We start from the raw sequence: 21,464 nt of genomic DNA on the forward strand, positions 1-21,464 counted from the left end.
TCAGGCTCCGCGCTGCATCTGATCGGCGCGGATCCAGACAAGCATCTCGCCGGGCTCGCGATTGTCCCAAAGATGATAGGGGACGAAACGCGCCGTGGAGGCAACGCTTTTCGGCGGTGCCGTCCGGTAGAGATCGGAACCCCAGTCGGCCGTCTCGCGTGTCACCGAAACATCGAGCGCCACGGCCCCTTCCAATGCGGCAATTTCCGCCGTCTTGGCGGATGCCGGATCGCTGGAAAGCGAAATGCCGTTGAGGTCGTGACCATTGTCCGTGGTCTCGACGCAATAGACGAGCGGGCCGCGCATCAAGGCAGCGCGCCCGGCGTCCTGGCGGACTTTCGGATTGGCAAATAGCGTGCGCGGGATGAGCGGAAGGGTAAGGTCGACACGATCGCCAGCCTGCCACTCCCGCTCGATACGGGCATAGCCATCGACCGTGATCGTTGCCAAATCGACCGATGCACCATTGATTGCGAGCGTTGCGCCCTCGGCCCACTCGGGAATGCGCAGCGATAGCGCAAATTTGGCGGCGCGATCGGGATTGACCTCGAAGCGGATTGCGCCGTCCCAGGGGTAGCGCGTCGTCTGGGAAAGCTGCACGGTCAGGCCACCCGCCAGCGGAACACGCGCCTTGCTCTCGCCGTAGAGATGGACGGCGATCTCGTTGTCGGCCGCCGCATACATATAGGAGCCGACCGAGGCGAGCAGGCGCGCGATGTTGGGCGGGCAGCAGGGGCAATGGTGCCAGGTCCAGCGGTGATGCTTGCCGGCGCTTTCCAGCGGGTTTTCATAGAAGAAGGTCTTGCCGTCCTGCGACAGGCCCGCCATCGCGCCGTTATATAGCGCCACTTCCATGATGTCGGCATAGCGGCGGTTCGGGCCGCGACCCAGCATGCGGTTGGCCCAGAAGACCAGGCCGACGGAGGCGCAGGTCTCGGCATAGGCGCTCTCGTTCGGCAGGTCGTAATAATCGGTAAAGCCTTCGTTGGAGGCGGCGGGTCCGATGCCGCCGGTCACATACATCTGCTTGGCGGTCAGATCGTCCCAAAGCGTATCGAGTGCCGAGGTCAGCGTGTCGTCATTATATTCCGTGGCGATGTCGGCCATGCCGGAATAAAGGTACATGGCGCGCACGGCATGACCCACGACCTTGGCCTGTTCGCGCACCGGCAGGTGCGATTGGCTGTACTCGTAGGTTTTCTGCACGAATTTCTTCGGATCGCGGCCGTCGCGAAGCGCCTCGTCGGTGAAGAAATGTGGTTCCTGGCCGCGCTCGTCGATGAAATATTTCGCCAGATCGAGATACTTCTTTTCACCGGTGACCCGACCGAGCTTGACGAGCGCAAGCTCCACCTCCTCGTGGCCGCAATAGCCGCGAAGCTGGCCTTCGCCGTGCCCGAAGACAGTGATCATGTAATCGGCAAAGCGGCTCATGATGTCGAGCAGCTTGCGCTTGCCCGTTGCCTGGTAATAGGCGACGGCCGCCTCGATCAGGTGGCCGGCGCAATAAAGTTCATGATGATCGCGAAGGTTGGTCCAGCGACGGCCCGGCTGAACGCGCTGGAACCAGGCGTTCAGATAGCCATCTTCCTGCTGCAGCTTTTCATACATGTCGATGATGGCATCCGCCCGGGCCTCGAGTTCCGCATTGGGACGACGATAGAGGGAATAGGCGATGGTTTCGATCGATTTGCCAAGGTCGCTGTCCCAGAACATCTGCGTCGAGCCCGACCATGTCTGAAGCGGAATGACGATGCCGGGGCTTGGCTGGCTGACGTCGATGGCCTGGATCATGCCGGCTTCGACGCAGCGGTCGAGGAGCGTCGCAGCGGTGGAATTGCAGATTGCATCCTGGCGGGCACCGAACAGGCCTGCGAGCTCGACATTCGGAACGGGCAGGGGGCGAAACTGGCGGTTTTGCTTGTCAGACATGGCTTTGATCCGTTGTTTAAAGGGTTATTTCACCGCGCCGGCCATCAGCCCGCGCATGTAATAGCGTTGCAGAAGCAGGAAGACGATGACGCAGGGGACGGTCATGACGGCGATGCCGGCCTGGACCGCGCCCCAGTTGACGGCGCCGAGGCGGCCGGTCCTGACGGCGATCATCAGCACCGGCAGGGTGAATTTCTCGTTGCTCGACAAGAGCACCAATGCCGCCAGGAACTCGTTCCAAGCATTGAGGAAGGCGAAGATCGCAACGGTCGCGACACCCGGCAGCACCAATGGGAAGAGAACGCGGAAAAGGAGTTTCAGATCGCGCGCGCCGTCGATGCGCGCGGCCTCTTCGATTTCCTTCGGCACGGCGTCGAAGGCGTTGCGCATCATGAAGACCGAAAAGGGAAGCTGCAGCGTCACATAGACCAGTGTGAGGCCAATCAGCGAATTGTTGAGGCCGAGCCTTGCCAGGATGATGAAGAGCGGCGTCAGGATCGACTGGAAGGGGATCATCAGCGTCGCGATGATCAGGATGAAGAGCGCGCCCTTGAAGGGAAAGCGATAGCGCGAGAAGCCGTAGCCGGCGAGCAGGCTGACGATGACGGTCAAAAGCACGGTTGCGACCGAGACGAAGAGCGAGTTCAGCGTGTGCTGGACGACGCCGGCGCCGAAGCCATTGAGCGAGCGGTAGGCGTCGAAGCTGAAGCCGGTCGTCGGCCATGGCGGCAGTGGCGGAAGGCTCGCCTCGGTTCCGTGCCGGAACGACGACAGCAGTGCGATCGCGAAAGGCGCGAAGAAGAAGATGACGATGACGACGCCGATGCCGTGGTAGCCGATGCCGCCCCAGAGCTTGCGGCGCACGCGACGCTCTTTTGCGGTGGTCATGGCCGATCCTCCCCGACGCGCAGCAGCCAGAGCTGGACGATGCTGATCAGCACCAGGATGATGAGCAGCGCAATCGAGAGTGCCGCGCCATAGCCGAGATTGAAGGACACGAAGGACTGGTTGAAGATGTAGTAGACGACGGAAATCATGCGGTTTTGCGGTCCGCCTGATGTCATGATGTAGAACTGGTCGAAGGCGAGTACCGAGCCGGTGATGGAAATGATCAGTGCGAGCGCGATCGTACGGCGCATCAGCGGCAGGGTCAGATGCCGGAAGCGCTGCCAGCGCTTGGCGCCGTCGATCCGGGCGGCCTCGGTCAGCTCCGAAGGGATCGCCTGCAGGCCGGTCAGCAGAATGATCATGGTGAAGCCGGCGATCTTCCAGACCACCATGACGATGATCGTCGCGAAGGCCATATCGAAATCGGCAAGCAGGTTCGGCCGCTTGTCGACGAGACCAAGCGCCAGCGCGACCGGCGCGAAGAAGCCGCTGTCGACATTGGCGAGCCAGACCCAGAGCAGCGAGGCCGTCGCAAGCCCGACGACGACGGGAAGGAAGATGATCGTCCGATAAAAGCCGACGAACGGCCGATGTTTTTCGACGAAGAAGGCGAGCGGGAAGGCGACGGCGAAGATCGCAATGGTGACGACGACGGTGTAATAGGCGGTGAAGCGCAGCGCCGCCATGAAGCGCACGTCGGAGACCATGCGGATATAGTTGCCGAAGCCGATCCAGCGTGGGTTGCCGAGCAATGGCCAGTTGTGAAAGCTCATCCAGACGGTGAAGGCCACTGGCAGAACGAAGAAGATGATGACGAGCGCCATGGCCGGCGCGATGTAGAGAAACCCGTGCCAGCCGGCACGCCTTCGCCGTTTTCGCGGACGCGCGGTTGTGATAGCTCCAGGGCCAGCCATGGAATGCTCCGATATTGCGATGGAGGGACCGAGGAGCCTCAAGGCTCCCCGGCATAGATGGATTTATTGCTGTTGGGCGTTGTCGATGATCGACTGCATTTCCGACTGGGCATTGGAGAAGGCGCCGTCGACATCGCCTCCGAAGATGGCTGCGTTGGTGAAGCCCGCCCAGGGGCCGTTGGCGCTGTTGATCAGATCATTGAACTGCAGCGTATAGGGTGTCTTGGCGACGGTGATCGCCTTCAGCCCGACCTGCATGCGCGGATCCAGACCCTGAAGCACTTGATCGGCGATATCGCCGCGCGTCGGCAGGCTGCCGTATTTCGCCATGATCTTCTGTCCCTCGAGCGAATAGGTGTATTCGAGGAACTTCTTCACGGCATCGAGCTTCTTCGTGCCCTTGGAGATGACGAAATTGTCGCCGCCGGCAAAGGAAGACGGTTTGCCGTCAACGCCGGGGATCAACGTCACGCCGAAGTGGATGTTGGGATATTGGGTGATCAGCGTGCCGATCGAGAAGGCGCCGATGCTCTGCTGGCCGATCTTGCCGTTGCTGATGCTGAGGAAATTGGCGCCGGTGTCACTTGCGGCTCCAGCCGGCACCAGATCCTTCTTGACCATGTCGCGGTAATAGCCGACGGCCTTGCGCATTTGCGGCGTGTCGAGGGTCGCCGTCTTGCCGTCCGCCGAGAGAATGTCGGCGCCGGCACCCCATGCGAGCGGCGTGAAGGTGAAGATCATGCAGCCACCACAGCCGCCGCCTGAGAAATAGAAGCCGTAGGTGTCGCCGCCGAGCGCGCGGATCTTTTCGGCATTCTGCTCGATCTCTTCCCAGGTGGCCGGGGCCTTTTCAGGATCGAGCCCGGCCTTCTGATAGAGATCCTTGTTCCAGGCAAACACCGAGGTCTCGACCGAAAGCGGCAAGCCATAGACGTGGCCGTCATAGGTGCCGAGCTTCACATGCGAGGGCGACAGCGAATTGAAATAGGGCAGGCTCTTGGCCCAGTCGGTCAGGTCCGCGAGCTGGCCGGCGGCGGCAAAGGCCGGCGTATAGATGAGATCCATCGACAAGGCGTCGGGCGCCTGCCCGCCGGCAATGGCGGTCGCATATTTCTGCACGAGTTCGCTAAAGGGCACTTCCGTCAGCGTGACCTTGTCGTCGTGGCCGGCATTATACGCCTCGACGACCTTCTTGAAGGAATCGCCAATGCCGCTTCGAACCCACATGGAGATGTCTTCGGCGGACGCGCTGGATGCCAGCATTAGGGATATGAGGCCGGTTGCGGCCAAAAATCGCTTCATCATCTTCTCCTCCCATGGGGCTACTCCCGTCGGCCCCTTTTCCTCAATCAACGACCGGGGCTTCCCCCGCATGATTGCCGCACGATAAGCTCGCACGGCAAAGTTCTGATGCCAGGTTCGACGCTGCGGCCTTCCGCCAAGCTAAGAACCGTCAACCCGGCCTCGCGGCCAAGCGCCTTGAGATTCATGTCGATCGTCGTCAGCGGCGGCCGCGTCTGCGCGGCGACGATCTCCCAATTGTCGAAGCCGACCACCGAGACATCTTCCGGCACCCGCACGCCGCGCTCGCGCAGGGCGTCGACCACCGCGCGGGCGATCTGATCGTTGCCGCAGAAGATCGCGTCCGGCTTTGCTCCCGCCGCGCTCCATAGCTGCGCCACGGCGTCGTGACCCCACGCTTCGGACCACGTCCCGTACATGACCGGCAGCCTGTCTCCAGCGAGATCGTGATAGGCCTTGGCGCGTTCGCGCACCGAAACGAAGCTGTCCGGGCCGGTCACATGCGCAATCCTCTGTCGCCCGAGCCCCTGCAGCCATTCGACAGCAAGTGCTGCCCCCTGATAGTCGTCGGCGCAGAAAGTGACGCTTCCCGGCGCACCCTCGGTAAATGCATAGATGACCGGAACCGGCAGGTTGGACAGGTCCACGGGAAGGCGGCGGTCGATCCGCTTTCCCGTGGCGATGATGCCGTCCACATGCTTGTCCAACATCGCGTCCACATGAACCTTTCCAAGCGCCGGATCATCCTCGATCGTGCAAAGGAAGACCGAGACGCCGTGATCGACGAGTGCCTCCGTGATGCCGGCCATGACCGGCAGCGTGAAGCGACCATACGTATCATTGGTCAGAAGACCGATCGTGAAGGTGCGATTGCTGAGCAACCCCTTGGCGAGCACATTCGGACGAAAGCCGATTTCTGTCGCGGCGCGCTTGACCCTTTCCCTGGTTTCCTCGCCCATGCGGCCGATATTGTTCAAGGCCTTGGATGCCGTTGAGATGCTTACGCCCGCAGCCGCCGCAACATCGTGAATCGTTGCGCGTCCGCTTTTCGCACGCTGATTTTCCAGATGTCTTCTCCCATTTGAATTTTCTTGAGAAAAGCTTTTCTCAATCCAAGAGTCAATATGGGAAAAGCTTTTCTCATAAATTTCTATATCGGAGGGGAAATGGTCGCAAGAAGCAAGTGCGGTCCTTCACCACCCGCCCTCGTGGTTCGAGGCTCCGGCTCCTTCGACAGGCTCGGGAGCCTGCGCACCTCACCATGAGGGCTGACCTCCTGCGCAAGACTGCACGCAGAGCTGGCCTGCTGCGACGGGAACCGGTTTTATGTGAAGATGCGCGCTCCATCCTCACCCTGAGGAGCGGAGCCTCGAAGGGCGAGGATGGCCCCGGGTTTTCCGGCAAAGAATACGGCGGCCGAACCTTGCCGGTCTGGCCGCCGCCTAAATTGCATCGCGAAAGACGTCAGCCGATCGTCATCAGGCTGGCGTTGCCGCCGGCTGCCGCGGTGTTGATCGATGTCGTTACCTCTTCGAGCAGCCAGTTCAGGCAATAGGCATCGGCATTCTTGGCGATCTCTTCGCTCGAAGCCGCCTGGGTGAGAACCAGCGGGCCGGGAATGGCCGAGATCGTCTTGACCACCTGTTGAACCCGCGCGGCATCGCCCTCGATGAGGACGCCGGCGAATGGTCCGTCCGCCGCCCAGTCCTTCGTCCAGGAGATGCGATTGGCGACCTGTGCCGGCAGGTTGCGAAGCTCGTCCTGCAAGCCCGATGCGGCATCGATGACGATCGAATTGCCTGTCGCAAGCCCTGCGGCGATCTGGACATTAAGCCCGAGAGCTGTCTGCGGAGCGAGCAGGATCCTGCCGCGCGGATGCAGCGCGTAAAGGTTCAGTTCTCCGACCGGACCTTGGAGCTCGATATTGAAGCCTAGAGACGACTGGTCTGCGACGGCGCGCGCCTGCTTTGCCGCATCCCCAGCACCCTTGCTTTCGAGCCAGGCGATGAACTGCCGCGCAGCCGGATCGCTTTGCACCGAGGTATCGCGCAACGGTTCGGTCGGGGAGGCGACCAGACGGCGCAGATACATCGGGCCGCCCGCCTTCGGACCGGTGCCGGAAAGGCCGCGGCCGCCGAAGGGCTGGACGCCAACGACCGCACCGATGACGTTGCGGTTGACGTAGAGATTGCCGGCCCGCACGCGCTCGGTCACATGGGCGATCATATCGTCAAGCCGGGTATGCAGGCCGAAGGTCAGGCCGTAGCCGGAGGCGTTGATATCGGCGATGAGCTTGTCGAGCCCCTTGCGCTGATAGCGCATGATATGAAGAACGGGGCCGAAGACCTCTTGCTTGAGATCGCTCAGCTTCTTCAATTCGATGATGGTCGGGGCGACGAAGGTGCCCTTGCCGGCGCTCTCGGGAAGATCGAGTTGTTCGACTTTGCATCCGAGCTGGCGCATGTGCGCGATATGCTCGTCGATGCCGCGCTTGGCATTATCGTCGATGACCGGGCCGATATCGACCGCTAGCCGGTCGGTCTTGCCGACCGACAGCTCGCGTAGCGCGCCGCGCAGCATGGTCAGGGTACGATCCGCCACTTCCTCCTGCAGGCAAAGGACGCGCAATGCCGAGCAGCGCTGTCCGGCGCTGTCGAAGGCCGAGGCGATCACGTCGGCGACCACCTGTTCGGCAAGGGCCGAGGAGTCGACGATCATGCCGTTCTGGCCGCCGGTTTCGGCGATCAACGGGATCGGCTTGCCGAATTTGGAGAGCCGTTCGGCAAGCTGGGCCTGGATCAGGCGGGCGACCTCTGTCGAGCCGGTGAACATGACACCGGCGGTTTCGGGCGAGCCGACGAGCGCGGCACCCATTCTGCCGCTGCCGGGGGCGAATTGCAGGACATCGCGCGGGATTCCGGCTTCATGCAGGATGCGGATGCCCTGGGCGGCGATCAGCGGCGTGTTGCCGGCGGGTTTTGCGACCACGGGATTGCCGGCAACGAGCGCGGCCGCAACCTGACCCGTGAAGATCGCCAGCGGGAAATTCCATGGGCTGATGCAGACCACCGGGCCGAGCGGGACGCTTTCCGGCTTCAGCACCTTGCGGGCCTGTGTAGCGTAATAGCGAAGGAAGTCGATCGCTTCCCTGATTTCGCCGACGGCGTTTGCGGCCGATTTGCCGGCTTCACGGATTGTGAGGCCGGCGAGAGCCGGCATCTCGCTCTGCATGAGATCGGCGGCGCGCTCCAATATGTCGGCTCGCTTGTCGGGGCTCACGGCAGCCCAACGCTCGGCAGCGGTCGCCGCCAGCCGCATGACATCGGCGGCGTCCTGCGTTTCGAGTTCGGTGACGTGGCCGACCACATCGGCATGGTCGGCAGGGTTGAGGACTGCGCGGGGCGTGCCGCGTTCGGAGCCGTCGGCAAGGAGCGGCTTTGCGGTCCAATCCCTGGCTGCGGAGGCCTGCAGTTGCGCCGATAGATCGGAGAGCGTTGTTTCATTCGACAGGTCGATGCCATTGGAGTTCTGCCGCGCGCCGCCGAACAGGTCGGCGGGGAGCACGATCTTGTCGTGCTGCGCACCGACGACAGCCATCGCACCCACGCGCTCGACAGGGTCGGCAATCAACTCGGAGACAGGCACGGCGGGATCGGCGATCTTGTTGACGAAGGAGGAGTTGGCGCCGTTTTCCAAGAGGCGCCGCACGAGATAGGCAAGCAGCGTCTCATGCGTGCCGACGGGGGCATAGATGCGGCAGGGACGGTCAAGCTTCTGGGCGCCGACGACCTCTTCATAGAGCGGTTCGCCCATGCCGTGCAGGCATTGGAACTCGTATTTGCCGATGGAAAAATCGCTTCCGGCCATGTGGTAGATCGCGGCCAGGCTCTGGGCGTTGTGGGTCGCAAATTGCGGGAAGACCACATCGGTTGCCGAGAGCAGCTTCCTGGCGCAGGCGACATAGGAGACGTCGGTGTAGATCTTGCGGGTGTAGACGGGGAAACCTTCAAGGCCATCCAGCTGCGCGCGCTTGATCTCGGCATCCCAGTAAGCGCCCTTGACGAGGCGGACCATCAGGCGATGCCCGGAGCGGCGGGCAAGATCGATGATGAAATCGAGGACGAAGGGGCAACGCTTGCCGTAGGCCTGCACGACGAAGCCCATACCGTCCCAGCCGGAAAGATCTGGATCGAGGCACAGTTCTTCCAGCAGATCGAGCGAGAGCTCCAGCCGGTCGGCCTCTTCGGCATCGATGTTCAGGCCGATATTGTAGCCCTTGGAGAGCAGCGCCAGCGCCTTCACCTTCGGCAGAAGTTCGCTCATCACTCTCTCGGCCTGCGAACGCGAATAGCGGGGATGCAGCGCGGAAAGCTTGATGGAGATGCCAGGCCCTTCATAGATGCCGCGGCCGGCCGATGCCTTGCCGATCGCATGGATCGCGTTTTCATAGTCGCGATAGTAGCGCTCGGCATCGGCATGCGTCGTCGCGGCTTCGCCGAGCATGTCGTAGGAATAGCGGAAGCCTTTCGCCTCAAGCGAGCGGGCGCGCCGCAAAGCCTCGTCGATCGTCTCGCCGGTGACGAACTGCTCGCCCATCATGCGCATGGCCATGTCGACACCGCGCCGGATGACCGGTTCGCCGCAGCGCGCGATCAGTTTTGTCAATGAGGCGGACAGTCCGCCTTCGTTGACGGTCGATGTCAACTTGCCGGTGACGACCAGCCCCCAGGTCGCGGCGTTGACGAACATCGAGCGGCCACCACCCAGATGCGCTTTCCAGTCGCCGCCGGCGATCTTGTCGCGGATCAGCGCATCGCGGGTCGCGGTGTCCGGAATACGCAGCAGCGCCTCGGCGAGGCACATCAGCGCGACGCCTTCCTGGCTCGAAAGTGAATATTCCTGCACAAGCCCCTCGACACCGTCGCCCTTGTGTTTGGCGCGCAGCGCTTCGATCAGCTTCTTGGCTGTCTTCCTTGTCGCCTCGCGGGTGGCTTCCGGCAGGGTAGCCGCCTCGATCAGGACGGGCAGGCATTCGGTTTCGGGACGCCGATAGGCGGCGGTGATTGCCTGACGGAGCGGGCTTTGTTCACGAATGGGCGGCGCGAAATTCGAAAATGGGACGGCGTCCGGCGCTGGTTCTTCAGTGGCGAGTTTGGCAGAGACAGTCATGATAACCTCAAGGTGCAAGGGTCCCGGTGGCCTTGTGGGCGTCGGCGATATCGCCCCACGCGGCCCTCCCGTTGCTTCGATCAGAACATACTTCATTCCAGAAAAGCGTTCCGCCTTGAAACTGCGGCTTTCCAGTCATATTGAACTTCAATAGCGCTTATTTCAAATAGGAATGCCTGCTGAAATGACAAAATCCAGTGAAATTGACCAATTCGACCAAAAGATCCTCGACGCGCTGGTCGAGGACGGCCGCATGTCGATCACCGAGCTTTCCGAGCGCGTCGGTCTTTCCAAGACCCCATGCCAGGCGCGCCTGAAGAAATTGATCGATTCCGGCTATATCGATGGCTTCAAGGCCATACTCAATCCGATCAAGCTCGGCCTCGACCACGTCGCCTTTGCCGAAGTGAAGCTGACGGATACCCGCGAGGAAGCTTTGCTCAGCTTCAACAACGCCGTCAAGAAGATCAAGGAAATCGAAGAGTGCCACATGATCGCCGGCCGCTTCGACTATCTCCTTAAGGTGCGGACGTCGGATATTCGCCGCTACCGCATCGTTCTTGGCGAAAAAATTTCCAGCCTGCCTTTCGTGGCCAGCACATCGACCAATGTGGTGATGCAGTCGGTCAAGGAAAACTGGTCGTAAATCCGCTTCACCCTCCATACACGTCCTCACCTACCCGATGAGGCTCCCGTCGACCAATTCATCTTGCCGGCTAAACAATGACCTAGATTTCGCCATTCGAATCGGATCATTGCGAGGCGCTAAAATAAGTAAGCCAGAATAGTCGAGATGGAGTGCGCATGGAGACCAATGCCAGAGACCGCGACCTTGTCGAGGTCATGAAGCGGTACTTTGCGGTGAAGGCCGAAGTCGAGGACGTGAAATCCCGCCTGGAGGCGGCAAGGCGGGAGAATGGCGAAGAGATTGGCATATTCTACAACCCGCGCACCAATCCGAACCACGCAGCCGATATTATCCGTTCCCACGCTCTCAAGCAGGAGATGGTGCGCCTGATGGATTGGGCCGAGGCCTGGGGACGCCGGAGCCTGATGCCGGACGAGGCCTGACGCTCAGCTACGATCGCCAGGCCATCATCATGAAATCGGATCAATTATCGGATTTCAGTTTGCCCGCCGTTGCCCAGGAATCCTTCGAAATCTCGGTAATAACGATCTCCACCGATTCCGGCGGGCAGACGAGCGTTTCGACGGCGACCCTGGTTGCTTCGCGAACGAAGGCGCGCTTCTGGTCCTGTGTGCGTCCGGGATGCATTTCCAAGCGAAGGATGGGCATGGTGGCTCCTTGATAGATTATGGCCCGATGTTAGGCGCCATGGACTATCTTGCAAAACCAGCGGGCGATAAATACGCTCGTCTTTGCTTCACTCCGAACCTATAGGTATGCAATCATGGACAAGTTGGCCGGCATGGCGATGTTCGTCCGAGTGGTCGAGCATGGCAGCTTCGCCGCCGCGGCCGACGTCAGTCACGTGTCATCAGCCATGGTCGCCAAACATATCAGGACGATCGAGCAGCGGCTGGGTGCGCGCCTGCTTCACCGCACCACGCGCCGTCACCAGCTGACCGAGGTCGGCAAGCTCTATTACGAACGTTGCAAGACGGTGCTGGCGGAGGTCGAGCTCGCCGAGTCTTCGGCATTTGAACTGCAATCGGCTCCGCGCGGACGCTTGCGGCTCGTCGCGCCGGTCAGCTTCGGGACGCAAAGTCTCGTGCCGGCGCTTGTCGACTATTTGCACCAGAATCTCGACGTCAGCGTCGATCTGGCGCTCGACAACAATCCGCATGATCTGATCGGTGAGGGCTATGAACTCGGCTTCCATATCGGCGACCTGACGGATACCAATCTCGTGGCGCGCCCGCTGAAGCCCTATCGGCGCATTCTCGCGGCATCGCCTGATTATCTTGACCGTTGCGGCAGACCGCAAACCCCTGAGGATCTCGCCAATCATATGTGCCTCGGCCATTCCTACTGGCGTCTGCAGGGCCGCTGGCATCTCGTCGGTCCGGAGGGAGAAACCCGCGAAATCGCCATCAAGGGCCGGTTCACCACGAACCAGGGCGGGGCTCTGCGCGTCGCCGCCCTGCATGGAGCCGGCATCGTGCTGCAGCCGGAACTGTTGCTTGCGGCAGATCTCGATGCCGGCCGGCTTGAGCCGGTGCTGCCGCAATGGTCTTACAGGCCGACGCCGATGCACCTCGTCTATGCGCCGGATCGGCGTCCGACGGCAATGCTGCGCAGTGTCATCGACTTTCTCGTGGCCCGCTTCGGCTGACGGTCGATGCTCTTTCGCCGGTCGCGGATCAGTGATCAAATCTGATCATCGGCTTGGGAGGGCGAGGGAAGCGTGGCCAAGGTTACATTGAAGATGGGGCGGCTGAGGAAGGCCTGATGACGATCATTCTCGATCAGGCTCCGGAGGTTCAGGCCCGCCGTGCCATCGATCTGACGCTGAAGAGAGGTACTCCCGGCACGGTGGCACCGGGAGCAATATCGTCAGTTCGTACGCGCCGCTTTTTCAATGACCGCAGCGACTTCCTTCGCATGGACGACGAGGGAGGCATGGCTGCCAGCCACCTCTGTGGTCTTGGCCTTGATCCTGGCTGCGAACATCTTCTGGGTCTCGGGCGCGATTACCTTGTCCTTCGTGCTGACCACATAGAACGTCGGTTTGTCGTGCCAAGCCGCCGTATCGACCGGAGCCTCGTAGGCTGTGTGGTTTAGCGGAAGCTGCGAGTTTGCCAGGGATTGGGCGATCTTCAGAGGAAGGTCCGCCGCGACCGCCGAGGGAAACACTTTGGGATCGATATAGAGGTTGCCCTTTTCGTCGGGATGAATGGCCTTGGTGCCCTCGGTCGCCGGGCCGCTCTTGGCTAGGGTCGCCAGAGACTCTCCAACGTCAGGCGCGAAGGCGGAGACGTAGACGAGCGCGGAGACCTTGGGATCGTCACCGGCTTGCGTTATGACCACGCCACCCCAGGAGTGGCCAACGAGGACGGTCTTGCCATCCTGCTTCGCCAGTGCCTGTTTGGTGGCATCGGCATCCGCAGCGAGGGACGTGAGCGGATTTTCGACCAGGGTCACGTTATAGCCCTTCTTCGTGAGGATGTCGGCAACGGGCTTCCAACTTGTCTGGTTTACGAAAGCGCCATGTACGAGCACGATGTTGTGTGCCGCCATCTTTGGTAGATGAGCCGATTGGGCGGGTGCGGCAAACGCTGCCCCGGCGAAGAGAACGGTGGCGGCTGAGAGTAATATATTTCGCATTGCTTGCTCCTGTTGGGATGCCGACAACCCCGATCCAGGGAAAGGGCAGGCGCTTGGGTCGCGCTTCGTGTTGCGGCAGTTTGCCAAATTGTTTGCTGCGTGACCTGTTGGCTCGCCGTGACACGAAATAGTACGAAGGGTTCTCGGACGTTAGGCCCCAATCGTCCGGATATTGTGTCTGATCGTCCGGCGGACTAACATCAAGGGCATGGACATCCTCGCTGAAGTGCTCGATCGCGTTCGCCTTAATGGAAACCTGCTCTTCCACTTCGAGCTCGGTCATCCCTGGAGCCTGGCCTTACCGGAGCGCCCCTACGCCCTGTTCCATTATCTCAGTCGTGGCTCAGCCACCCTCGCGCTCGAACATGGGCGAGAGTTCTGCATGACGGAGGGCGATCTCGTCGTCGTTACACGCGGCGAGCCCCATTTGATTTACTCGGATAGCCGGACGAAGCCGTTCCAGATTATGGACCTCGATCGACCCACCCATCTTGGCGTCGTGCATCACGGAGGCAGCGCGCAGCCGTTCGCGACAATGATCTGTGGCAATTTCATTCTGTCGTGGCCTTCGCGCGGCAGCGTGATGGAGCTACTTCCGCCCGTACTTCTCCTGAAGCCGACCATGGACGGTGATTGGCTGGAGGCGATTCTGCGACGCATGGTGAGCGAGTCGGCGCTTGAACGTCCCGGCCAACGCGTCGCGCTCTCGCGAATGACAGAGATGCTCTTCGTCGAGGTCTTGCGAAGCTGGATCAAATCTCTCGGCCCAGGAGAAGGCGGATGGCTTGGGGCGATGGCAGATCCGTACATTGGACGAGCGCTTGAGTTCATCCACGAACGACCGGATCGACCGTGGACTCTTCGCGACCTCGCACACCGTGTAGGGCTCGGCCGCTCAGTGTTTTCGGCTCGCTTCACTAAGCTCGTCGGTCAGTCCATGCAGCGCTATCTGATCGCACGCCGGATGTCGGAGGCTGCGTTTCTACTAGAATCAAGCGATGAGGGTATTGCACGGATTGCAAGCCGCGTGGGCTACGAAACCGCCGCGGCGTTTTCGAAGTTGTTCCATCGGCACCACGGTCTATCACCCGGCCGTTATCGGGCAGCTCGGCGCACTGCCGGCGGCCCAAGGCCAGGGGATTTTCTTGAAGCAAAAGTCGCTGACTGGTCTTGATTAAGCTGACGTCCATGCCGTCTTGTCATGATCGCGGGTCGCTACGGCCGTATAAGAACCTCAGCTTCAATCTCGACGGGAAGATTAAATGGCAGGCCCGCCACGCCTATCGCGGAGCGGGCGTGGGATCCGCGTTCGTCCCCGTAAACCTCCACGATAAGGTCGCTGAAGCCATTGATAACGAGTGGATATGAGTTGAAGGAAGAATCTGTATTCACCATGCCAAAGACGCGAAGCCAGCACTCCACTCGGTCCAGATCACCCAATGCAACTTTCAAGCTGGCTAGCATCGCCAGTGCGGTCAAGCGAGCGGCTTGATAGCCTTCTTCCAACAGCAGATCCTTGCCCACCTTTCCGAGGGGTCCGGCAATTGACCCGTCTAAATTGAGGGGCCCGTGTCCAGAAATATAGGCCTTTGACCCTGCAATGCGGACCCAAGGAAAGGGGAGTTTAATGTGTGGCGGAAGGACGATCGGCGCTGGAAGTTTAAGTCCTAACCGTTGTAGCTGGCTTTCGATATGGGACATTGCTGATTGACTCCTATAATCGTTCCCGGCCGCTCACCGCTTAAATTATCTCTCAGCTTATCACCGTCGAGTTGATCCAAAAGATTTTGAACAACTGCGGGAACCGCTTTTCCTTAAATAACAAAACCATCGCTATCAGCGCCCCAGCAAGCTCATCAAGAAGCTGTGTGAACTGCTCTCCCCGAATGTCTGCAACAACATCCAAAATGATCATCATATCATTTCCGATTACCTGCAACGCTTTGTTGTGCAGACCAAACTGCCCCTCAGCAGCGTACTTGTCTAGCGGCCGCTTTGGGCCATGACGCGGCCCAGGCGTAGGTCGCAACTGCGCCCCATCCTCGCCGTTCCCGGGCAAAGTGAGCCGCCCCGAAGGCAGCCGTTCGTTCCGATTGACCGTTTGCTGCTTCACGGAGATCGGCGGGCGGCCCCGGATGTTCGTCTCGCTATTCCAGATACGGCGTCAGCACATCTTCGATCCATTTCATGAATGCGCGGACTCGGCGCGACAGGTTGCTCCGATGTGCTACGACGAGGGACACGGCGATCGCCCGGCGACGAAAATCGGGCATGATCTCCACAAGCGCTCCACTCTCTAAGTATTGGCCAATCCCTATAAGTGGCGCCTGAATCAGGCCAAGGCCGGCGACGGCAGCGGCGTCGTAGGTCTGCGCGCTGTTGACGTGTAGCGCACCTGGCAACTGAAGCGTCGCGTAGCTGTCGCCGTCTGGATATTCCCATCCATAGGGCCTTGCGCCCAGCGTCGTCGAAAAATGAATTGTCCGATGTTCCTGACGCTGGAGATCTTCTAACGATCGAGGGACGCCATAGCGCGCCAGATAGGCGGGACTGGCAGCGTTGACCATGCGTAACTTGCCCAGTGGGCGGGCAATCAGCGTCTCGTCCTTTATGGGACCAAGGCGTAATACACAGTCGAACCCCTCGTGAACCAGATCAACTTGGCGGTCGCTACTCGACACCTCCAGCTCCAGTTCGGGGTGGGCCGCCATGAAATCCGGCAAGGCCGGCACGATGGTTGTGCGCGCCACCTCGGTCGGAAGATCGACCCGCAGACGCCCGCGAAGCGCCACGCGATCGCCCGCGAACATCGAGTGTAGGTCATCGACCTCAGCAAGCAGATTGCGGGCACGGGTATGAAATGCGCGTCCGTCCTCCGTCAACTGCACGCTGCGCGTCGTCCGGTGCAGGAGCCTGACACCGACATCCTCTTCCAGCTTCCGGACCGCCATTGACGCCCTTCCCTTTTGGATGCCCAGGCTATCGGCCGCGCGGGTGAAGCTCCCCATTTCCGCTACCGTTATGAAAATGAGGATGGGTTCGAGATTCTGCATTTTCATGCCTCGGTATTGTTCTCTTTGGAGAGAACAGTGGGTTCCATTGCTGGGTGTTTATCATATTCAGATGGCACAGTACGTTTCGAAATCAGATGATCCCATCGGAGAATGACAAGTGTCCAAAACTATGAACCTGCATCAGTTGCCTGAAACCATGGCCTTGCATCGCGCCCTTTGGGCCGGCCGGATAATGAGCGCGATTGTCGTTACCGCTCTGGTAGCGGATGGCTCTATTCAGCTTTTCGCGCCGGCACAGATTGCGAGCATGTTGCAGGAAACGGGGTTCGCGATGGACCTGACGCGTGTCCTGGGTCCGATTATACTCGCCTGCGCCATCCTTTACGCCATTCCGGCCACCACCGTCCTCGGAGCGATCCTGGTGACGGGCTTTCTGGGAGGTGCGATCTGCGCCCATGTCCGCATCGGTGAGTTGGGGTCGCCGCCGGAAATCATTTCCCTGCTTCTGGGCGCGATGACATGGGGCGGCCTCTATCTGCGCGATCCCCGTGTCCGGGCCATTCTGCCACTCATCCGTTAGACCAACAGGGGCATTGTTCTGTCCCTAAAAATCAGGAGAAACGCATGTTTTTAGTAACGGGAATCACCGGAAAAGTAGGCGGCGCAACAGCAGAACATCTGTTGGCACAAGGCAAAAAGGTACGCGCGCTCGTCCGCAATCGCGAAAAGGCGGCTAACTGGGCGGCCCAAGGCGTAGAACTGGTAGACGGCGATTGGAATGATTCGGCAGCCATCGAGCAAGCGCTCAAAGGCGTCGAAGGCGCGTTCGTCATGTTGCCTTCTGTCTGGGCGCCTTCGCCCGATTACAAAGAAGCCAAGGGCGTGATTGCGAATTATGTCGCGGCGCTCACCAAGGCAGCGCCGCCGCGGATGGTAGCGCTTTCGTCGATGGGTGCGAACAGGACCCGCGGGCTTGGGATGATCACGGCCTTGTCGCTTCTGGAGCAAGGTTTTCGCGACCTGACATCCCCAATCGCATTTGTGCGCGCAGGCGGCTTCTTCGAAAACTTCCTCTACGGCTTGCAGGTCGCCCAAGGCGGAACCCTACCGGTCTACTATAATCCGACAGGCCGGAAATCGACCATGGTCGCGACGAACGACATCGGCGCGGAGGTCGCAACCCTTTTGACCGGGCCAGTCTGGTCAGGACAGCGCTTCATCGAGCTTGGCTCTATGGTCAGCGCGGATGAAGTCGCGGAGCAATTGGGTGAAGTCCTGAATCTCGACGTGAAAGCCTTTGCAGTCCCGCGTGCAGGGTGGGCGGAAGCGTTCGAGCAATTCGGTATCCCGAAGGGCCACACCGGGCCTGCCGAAGAAATGTTTGAGGCCGTGAATGCAGGATGGATGGACCTCGGAGTCGGGGGTACGGAGCAGGTAGCGGGTACGACGTCCGCACGCGATGTCTTCGCGGCTGCACAGAACGCCGCCAAGGCGTAAGTCCGGGACGGATCAGGCATGAGACGGAGACTGCTCGCTTCAGCGTCGGGTGCGTCGCGGGGAGCCCTCGACAGTTCAACGCAACGCCAAGCGCCTCCACTTCGGCCCGACCTTCTGAATCTCCGGAAGGTTTAGTGGTTTCTGTTTCATGACGCATGCATCCGGTGGTGCGAAATTCAAGACTTTTGCAAGCTGAGTTCGAACCAAGGTTGTCAATAGGTTGCGGCTTTTAAAAGGTATGCCCGAAACCATCAATGTAAACTCGGTGCTGGGCTTTTTGCCCGCACCATTTATGGGAATATATGCCAGCAGCAAGCATGCGCTCGAAGGACTGTCAGAGTCCCTGGATCATGAGATTCGCGAGTTCAACGTGTGCGTCGTCCTGCTCGCGAGTTCATCGCTCGCCGAGAATCCTTGAGTGAGGTCAACCGCTTCCGCTGACGCAATCTTTTATCGAATCTTCGCGATATGCCGGTGCGAGTTCTTAAATTCCTGCCCCGTCGAGCTGCTGGGCATCGTCGCCTTCCCAAGGTGAGGGCATTGAGGTGCGATTGAGATTGGCCAAGGGCATCGGCATCCAACACTTCAATTCCGGCTCGGCATATTCGATGATGCGGCCGGGCGAGGAATCAGAGGCGCGCCAGCCTTCTGCGCCGAATTGATCGCCATTCGACCAGTACGCGAGGTCAACTTCTGCCGGGCCTTGTTCAGACGGGCGGATCGTGACGAGAATCCGACTGCCGTCTCTCGGCGCGCTTGCCATATGGCGCCAGCGGTCTGGCTTGTCCATCGTTTTTCCTCCTGCCTTGTTGCATGTTGCATGTTGCAAGTGTTGCCTCGTCATCGAAAACGGTCAACTCAAACTTTGCAAAACCCATCCTCTCCCAGGGCTCTTCCACCGCGTTACAATTCGCCGTTCGTTATCTGGGCTGTAGATTGTCAGAATGGAAGCATGCGAGGATTGAAGCAGCGACCAGATTCCGGCGTGGCTGGTTTTCGCGATGCTACCGCTGGCAATGGCGAAGCTTCGGCCCATCATGATCTCCGGCTTCTTTTCCGTAGGTTCATCCAACCGGACATTTACAGTTTCGGCACCGAAACGTCTTTGCCATTGGCGGCAATCAGCCACTCGCGAAAGATTTGTGCCTCATCGGAAAGACGGCTGGCCTCGAGCAGCCAATAGGATTTTTCCGTATCCAATGGCGTATCGAACAGGGTGACCAATGTTCCATCGGCCAGTTCCTCGGCAATGAGCGCGGTCGGGCAAAGACCCACGCCTTGCCCGCCGATGACGGAACCGATCATCAGGCTGAAATCGGCAAAGATCGGGCCGGGCCTTAGAGGCCGGTGGATGCCTTCGAGGGCGAACCAACGTGCCCAGGCTGCCGTCGTTTCATCGTGCAAGAGATCCAGATCGAGAAGATCGGCTGGCTTCCCGATCGGGCCATGACGATGTTTGTACTCTGCCGAGCAGGTCGGCCTCGTCTCCGCGGTCAGGAGCGAGATGGCGTTTGCGCCGGGTCTCGGTCCATGGCGTATCAGCAGATCGACGCTTGCCGCTTCCGGCGTCCTCGCATCGAGTGCGTAGACGATATTGATATGAATCTCGGGGTGCTCGTTCCTGAATGCCGGCAATCGCGGTATCAGCCATCGGGTGGCGACGGAAGCAATGCATGCGACGCTAACGGGCCGCCCGTTGCCATCCAGCCGCAACCGTCGAGCTGCGATCTCGATATGTCCAAGACCATTTGCGACCGCCGTCCCGAAATCGCGGCCCGCTATCGTCGCCGTCACGCCGCGGGCATGGCGCGTAAAGAGCTTGATATCAAGCCACTCCTCCACTGTGCGCACATGCTGGCTTATTCCCGCAGCCGTGAGATTGAGTTCGCTCGCCGCTTTGGCGAAGCTCTCATGACGGATGGCGGCCTCAAAGGCGCGCAGGGAGGCAAGTGGGATAGGTTGCATTCCTCAAGGCTAAGTAGGACTTAGCCAAAGCACAAGCGCAATCGACGTTGCGCGAGGGCTTTATATCCTTACATTCCGGGCAAACGAATGGGTCGGTTCTAGATCGGTAAGGAATGAAACGTCGCTATGGACAATCTTTTTGATATGCCTGCTCCCGCGGATGCCGAGGAGCGGCGCCGCAAGCCGCCGGTCGTCGTTTATCCTAACGGGACGCTGCCGCCGGCCGATATGGATGTGCTGCGTGCTGCCCGCCTGGACATGGCCAAGATAGAAGACATCATCGTGCCGCCGCGTGAGGGCGGCAGCTTTCGCGTGCCAAAGGGACATTTCTTTCGCATCGTCGGCGTGGAGGGCTCGCAGGTCGGCGACCTCAATCTGTGGAATGCCGATGATCTTTCCGAACGGTTCTTCAGCGGCAAGACCCGTGCGCTGCACGGCACGCATGTCGGCGTCGGAGACAGATTATGGAGTAATCTGCCTTACCTGCGGCCGATGGCGACGATCACCCATGATACGCTCGGCTGGTACGGCTTCGATGCCGATGGAGCCGGCATTCACGATGTGATCGGCACGCGCTGCGATCCCTACACGAACCGGCTGCTGAACGGTGACGACTATCATCATTGCTGCCATTCCAACCTGTCGCGCGCGCTCGCCAAGGAGCTGAATATTTCCGTCCAGGAAGCCGAGTTTCACGTCCATGACGTGCTGAACGTCTTCATGTGTACCGGTTTCACGCGCGACACCTATCAATATTTCATGAAGGCAAGTCCGGTGCGGCCGGGAGATTTTATCGAGTTCCTCGCCGAGATCGATCTTCTCGGCGCTCTTTCGGCCTGCCCGGGCGGTGATTGCGGCAGCGAGCATTCGAGCGATACGGTGCCCTGCCATCCATTGCGGGTGGAGATCTGGCGGCCCGAGCCTGCAAGCCTTGCCGGCAGAGCTTTTCCGGAACGCAACGCCTATCCCCGGACGCACGGCCTGTAATTCGATCGTCCGGGCTCAAAAAAGTTTGCCGGCGGTTTTCGGCCGCCGGCAATCCCAAAGTCGTCCATCAAGCCAAGCATCTGCCGGAGGGCAAAGCTCAGTTGATTCGTTAGTTGCACACGCGAACGCGCTCGTAGTGCCAACCCTCGTCATACTGGTTCTCGACCTGGCGGTTCTCGAACCAGCATCTCGGCGGCGGTGCTTCGTACACCGGACCTCTATTGGCAAGGGCGCCGCCGACGATCAGTCCGCCGAGGAGACCCGCAGCAACACCGCCGGCGATCGCGCCGCCATTGCCATGGTGATGATGGCGACGCCAATCGTCATGGCCGCGCCAGTCGCCGCGGCCGCGACCGTCGTAATACTGCGCCTGTGCGTTGCTGACAGGCGCCAATGCGCCACCTACCACCGCAGCGGCCAGCATAACCGTAAGAACCGTCTTCTTTATCATGACTACCTCCAAAGCAGCCTTCATGCTCAGCGAATGCGCGAGTCATTTAATCAACG

General features: G+C 60.3%; 21 protein-coding genes and 1 pseudogene. 8 read left to right on the top strand and 14 right to left on the bottom strand.

Features of this window, described 5'->3' with window-relative positions:
• The 6 genes from CCGE531_RS21260 to putA all read right to left on the bottom strand — a co-directional run bounded on the left by CCGE531_RS21260 (window position 1) and on the right by putA (window position 10,205).
• Entirely contained in the window at window positions 1-1,932 is a 1,932-nt protein-coding gene (locus CCGE531_RS21260) for a glycoside hydrolase family 127 protein (RefSeq protein WP_120667551.1), read from the bottom strand.
• 24 nt (window positions 1,933-1,956) lie between these two features.
• A complete protein-coding gene (locus CCGE531_RS21265) occupies window positions 1,957-2,820 on the bottom strand; it encodes a carbohydrate ABC transporter permease (protein WP_120667553.1) in 864 nt (287 codons plus the stop codon).
• Window positions 2,817-3,734, bottom strand: a complete 918-nt coding sequence (locus CCGE531_RS21270) for a sugar ABC transporter permease (RefSeq protein WP_120667555.1) — start codon at window positions 3,732-3,734, stop codon at window positions 2,817-2,819. The genes CCGE531_RS21265 and CCGE531_RS21270 overlap by 4 nt, the downstream gene beginning before the upstream one ends.
• 63 nt (window positions 3,735-3,797) lie before the next feature.
• Window positions 3,798-5,039, bottom strand: coding sequence for a sugar ABC transporter substrate-binding protein (locus CCGE531_RS21275; protein ID WP_120667557.1), 1,242 nt, complete (start codon window positions 5,037-5,039; stop codon window positions 3,798-3,800).
• A 44-nt stretch (window positions 5,040-5,083) separates the two neighbouring features.
• Entirely contained in the window at window positions 5,084-6,103 is a 1,020-nt protein-coding gene (locus CCGE531_RS21280) for a LacI family DNA-binding transcriptional regulator (RefSeq protein ID WP_120667559.1), read from the bottom strand.
• Window positions 6,104-6,500: 397 nt separating this feature from the next.
• Window positions 6,501-10,205: a trifunctional transcriptional regulator/proline dehydrogenase/L-glutamate gamma-semialdehyde dehydrogenase gene (gene putA / locus CCGE531_RS21285; RefSeq protein WP_120667561.1), complete on the bottom strand. Its 3,705-nt coding sequence runs from the start codon at window positions 10,203-10,205 to the stop codon at window positions 6,501-6,503.
• Window positions 10,206-10,389: 184 nt separating this feature from the next.
• On the opposite strand from putA, the gene CCGE531_RS21290 reads away from it, so the two are divergent.
• Window positions 10,390-10,851, top strand: coding sequence for an Lrp/AsnC ligand binding domain-containing protein (locus tag CCGE531_RS21290; protein ID WP_112342267.1), 462 nt, complete (start codon window positions 10,390-10,392; stop codon window positions 10,849-10,851).
• 158 nt (window positions 10,852-11,009) lie between these two features.
• Window positions 11,010-11,276 (top strand): hypothetical protein, encoded by a 267-nt coding sequence (locus tag CCGE531_RS21295; protein WP_120667563.1) that lies wholly within the window; start codon window positions 11,010-11,012, stop codon window positions 11,274-11,276.
• Between the two features lie 40 nt (window positions 11,277-11,316).
• Here CCGE531_RS21295 and CCGE531_RS21300 read toward each other — a convergent pair whose 3' ends face one another.
• The gene (locus CCGE531_RS21300) at window positions 11,317-11,502 is read right to left on the bottom strand and encodes a 4-oxalocrotonate tautomerase (protein ID WP_120667565.1); all 186 of its coding nucleotides are present in this window, start codon (window positions 11,500-11,502) and stop codon (window positions 11,317-11,319) included.
• Window positions 11,503-11,617: 115 nt separating this feature from the next.
• Here CCGE531_RS21300 and CCGE531_RS21305 point away from each other — a divergent pair, with 115 nt between their 5' ends.
• On the top strand, window positions 11,618-12,502 hold the full coding sequence (locus CCGE531_RS21305) for a LysR family transcriptional regulator (protein WP_120667567.1): 885 nt from the start codon (window positions 11,618-11,620) through the stop codon (window positions 12,500-12,502).
• A 221-nt stretch (window positions 12,503-12,723) separates the two neighbouring features.
• Here CCGE531_RS21305 and CCGE531_RS21310 read toward each other — a convergent pair whose 3' ends face one another.
• Window positions 12,724-13,494, bottom strand: a complete 771-nt coding sequence (locus CCGE531_RS21310) for an alpha/beta hydrolase (protein ID WP_120667569.1) — start codon at window positions 13,492-13,494, stop codon at window positions 12,724-12,726.
• Between the two features lie 208 nt (window positions 13,495-13,702).
• Here CCGE531_RS21310 and CCGE531_RS21315 point away from each other — a divergent pair, with 208 nt between their 5' ends.
• Entirely contained in the window at window positions 13,703-14,668 is a 966-nt protein-coding gene (locus CCGE531_RS21315) for an AraC family transcriptional regulator (RefSeq protein ID WP_120667571.1), read from the top strand.
• Window positions 14,669-14,709: 41 nt separating this feature from the next.
• Here CCGE531_RS21315 and CCGE531_RS21320 read toward each other — a convergent pair whose 3' ends face one another.
• Genes CCGE531_RS21320 through CCGE531_RS21330 form a run of 3 tightly spaced genes read right to left on the bottom strand, consistent with a single transcriptional unit; the run spans window position 14,710 to window position 16,547 of the window.
• Window positions 14,710-15,195, bottom strand: a complete 486-nt coding sequence (locus CCGE531_RS21320; RefSeq protein ID WP_120667573.1) for a RidA family protein — start codon at window positions 15,193-15,195, stop codon at window positions 14,710-14,712.
• 52 nt (window positions 15,196-15,247) lie between these two features.
• Window positions 15,248-15,607 carry a hypothetical protein gene (locus CCGE531_RS21325; RefSeq protein ID WP_120764137.1) on the bottom strand — a complete coding sequence of 120 codons (360 nt, stop codon included), beginning with the start codon at window positions 15,605-15,607 and terminating at the stop codon, window positions 15,248-15,250.
• Between the two features lie 34 nt (window positions 15,608-15,641).
• Window positions 15,642-16,547 carry a LysR family transcriptional regulator gene (locus tag CCGE531_RS21330; protein ID WP_120669278.1) on the bottom strand — a complete coding sequence of 302 codons (906 nt, stop codon included), beginning with the start codon at window positions 16,545-16,547 and terminating at the stop codon, window positions 15,642-15,644.
• A gap of 118 nt (window positions 16,548-16,665) precedes the next feature.
• Here CCGE531_RS21330 and CCGE531_RS21335 point away from each other — a divergent pair, with 118 nt between their 5' ends.
• The 3 genes and pseudogenes from CCGE531_RS21335 to CCGE531_RS21345 form a co-directional block, all read left to right on the top strand.
• On the top strand, window positions 16,666-17,088 hold the full coding sequence (locus CCGE531_RS21335) for a DoxX family protein (RefSeq protein ID WP_120667577.1): 423 nt from the start codon (window positions 16,666-16,668) through the stop codon (window positions 17,086-17,088).
• A gap of 44 nt (window positions 17,089-17,132) precedes the next feature.
• Window positions 17,133-18,005, top strand: coding sequence for an NmrA family NAD(P)-binding protein (locus CCGE531_RS21340; RefSeq protein ID WP_120667579.1), 873 nt, complete (start codon window positions 17,133-17,135; stop codon window positions 18,003-18,005).
• Between the two features lie 250 nt (window positions 18,006-18,255).
• Window positions 18,256-18,393: pseudogene (locus CCGE531_RS21345) on the top strand (SDR family NAD(P)-dependent oxidoreductase); the annotation flags it as partial.
• 96 nt (window positions 18,394-18,489) lie between these two features.
• Here CCGE531_RS21345 and CCGE531_RS21350 read toward each other — a convergent pair.
• A complete protein-coding gene (locus CCGE531_RS21350; protein WP_120667581.1) occupies window positions 18,490-18,795 on the bottom strand; it encodes a hypothetical protein in 306 nt (101 codons plus the stop codon).
• A gap of 290 nt (window positions 18,796-19,085) precedes the next feature.
• Window positions 19,086-19,970: a LysR substrate-binding domain-containing protein gene (locus tag CCGE531_RS21355; RefSeq protein ID WP_120667583.1), complete on the bottom strand. Its 885-nt coding sequence runs from the start codon at window positions 19,968-19,970 to the stop codon at window positions 19,086-19,088.
• A gap of 126 nt (window positions 19,971-20,096) precedes the next feature.
• On the opposite strand from CCGE531_RS21355, the gene CCGE531_RS21360 reads away from it, so the two are divergent.
• The gene (locus tag CCGE531_RS21360) at window positions 20,097-20,957 is read left to right on the top strand and encodes a DUF1989 domain-containing protein (protein ID WP_120667585.1); all 861 of its coding nucleotides are present in this window, start codon (window positions 20,097-20,099) and stop codon (window positions 20,955-20,957) included.
• Between the two features lie 109 nt (window positions 20,958-21,066).
• Here CCGE531_RS21360 and CCGE531_RS21365 read toward each other — a convergent pair whose 3' ends face one another.
• A complete protein-coding gene (locus tag CCGE531_RS21365) occupies window positions 21,067-21,408 on the bottom strand; it encodes a hypothetical protein (protein ID WP_120667587.1) in 342 nt (113 codons plus the stop codon).
• Window positions 21,409-21,464: the final 56 nt, after the last annotated feature.

The organism is Rhizobium sp. CCGE531, from assembly GCF_003627795.1.
GTDB lineage: Bacteria > Pseudomonadota > Alphaproteobacteria > Rhizobiales > Rhizobiaceae > Rhizobium.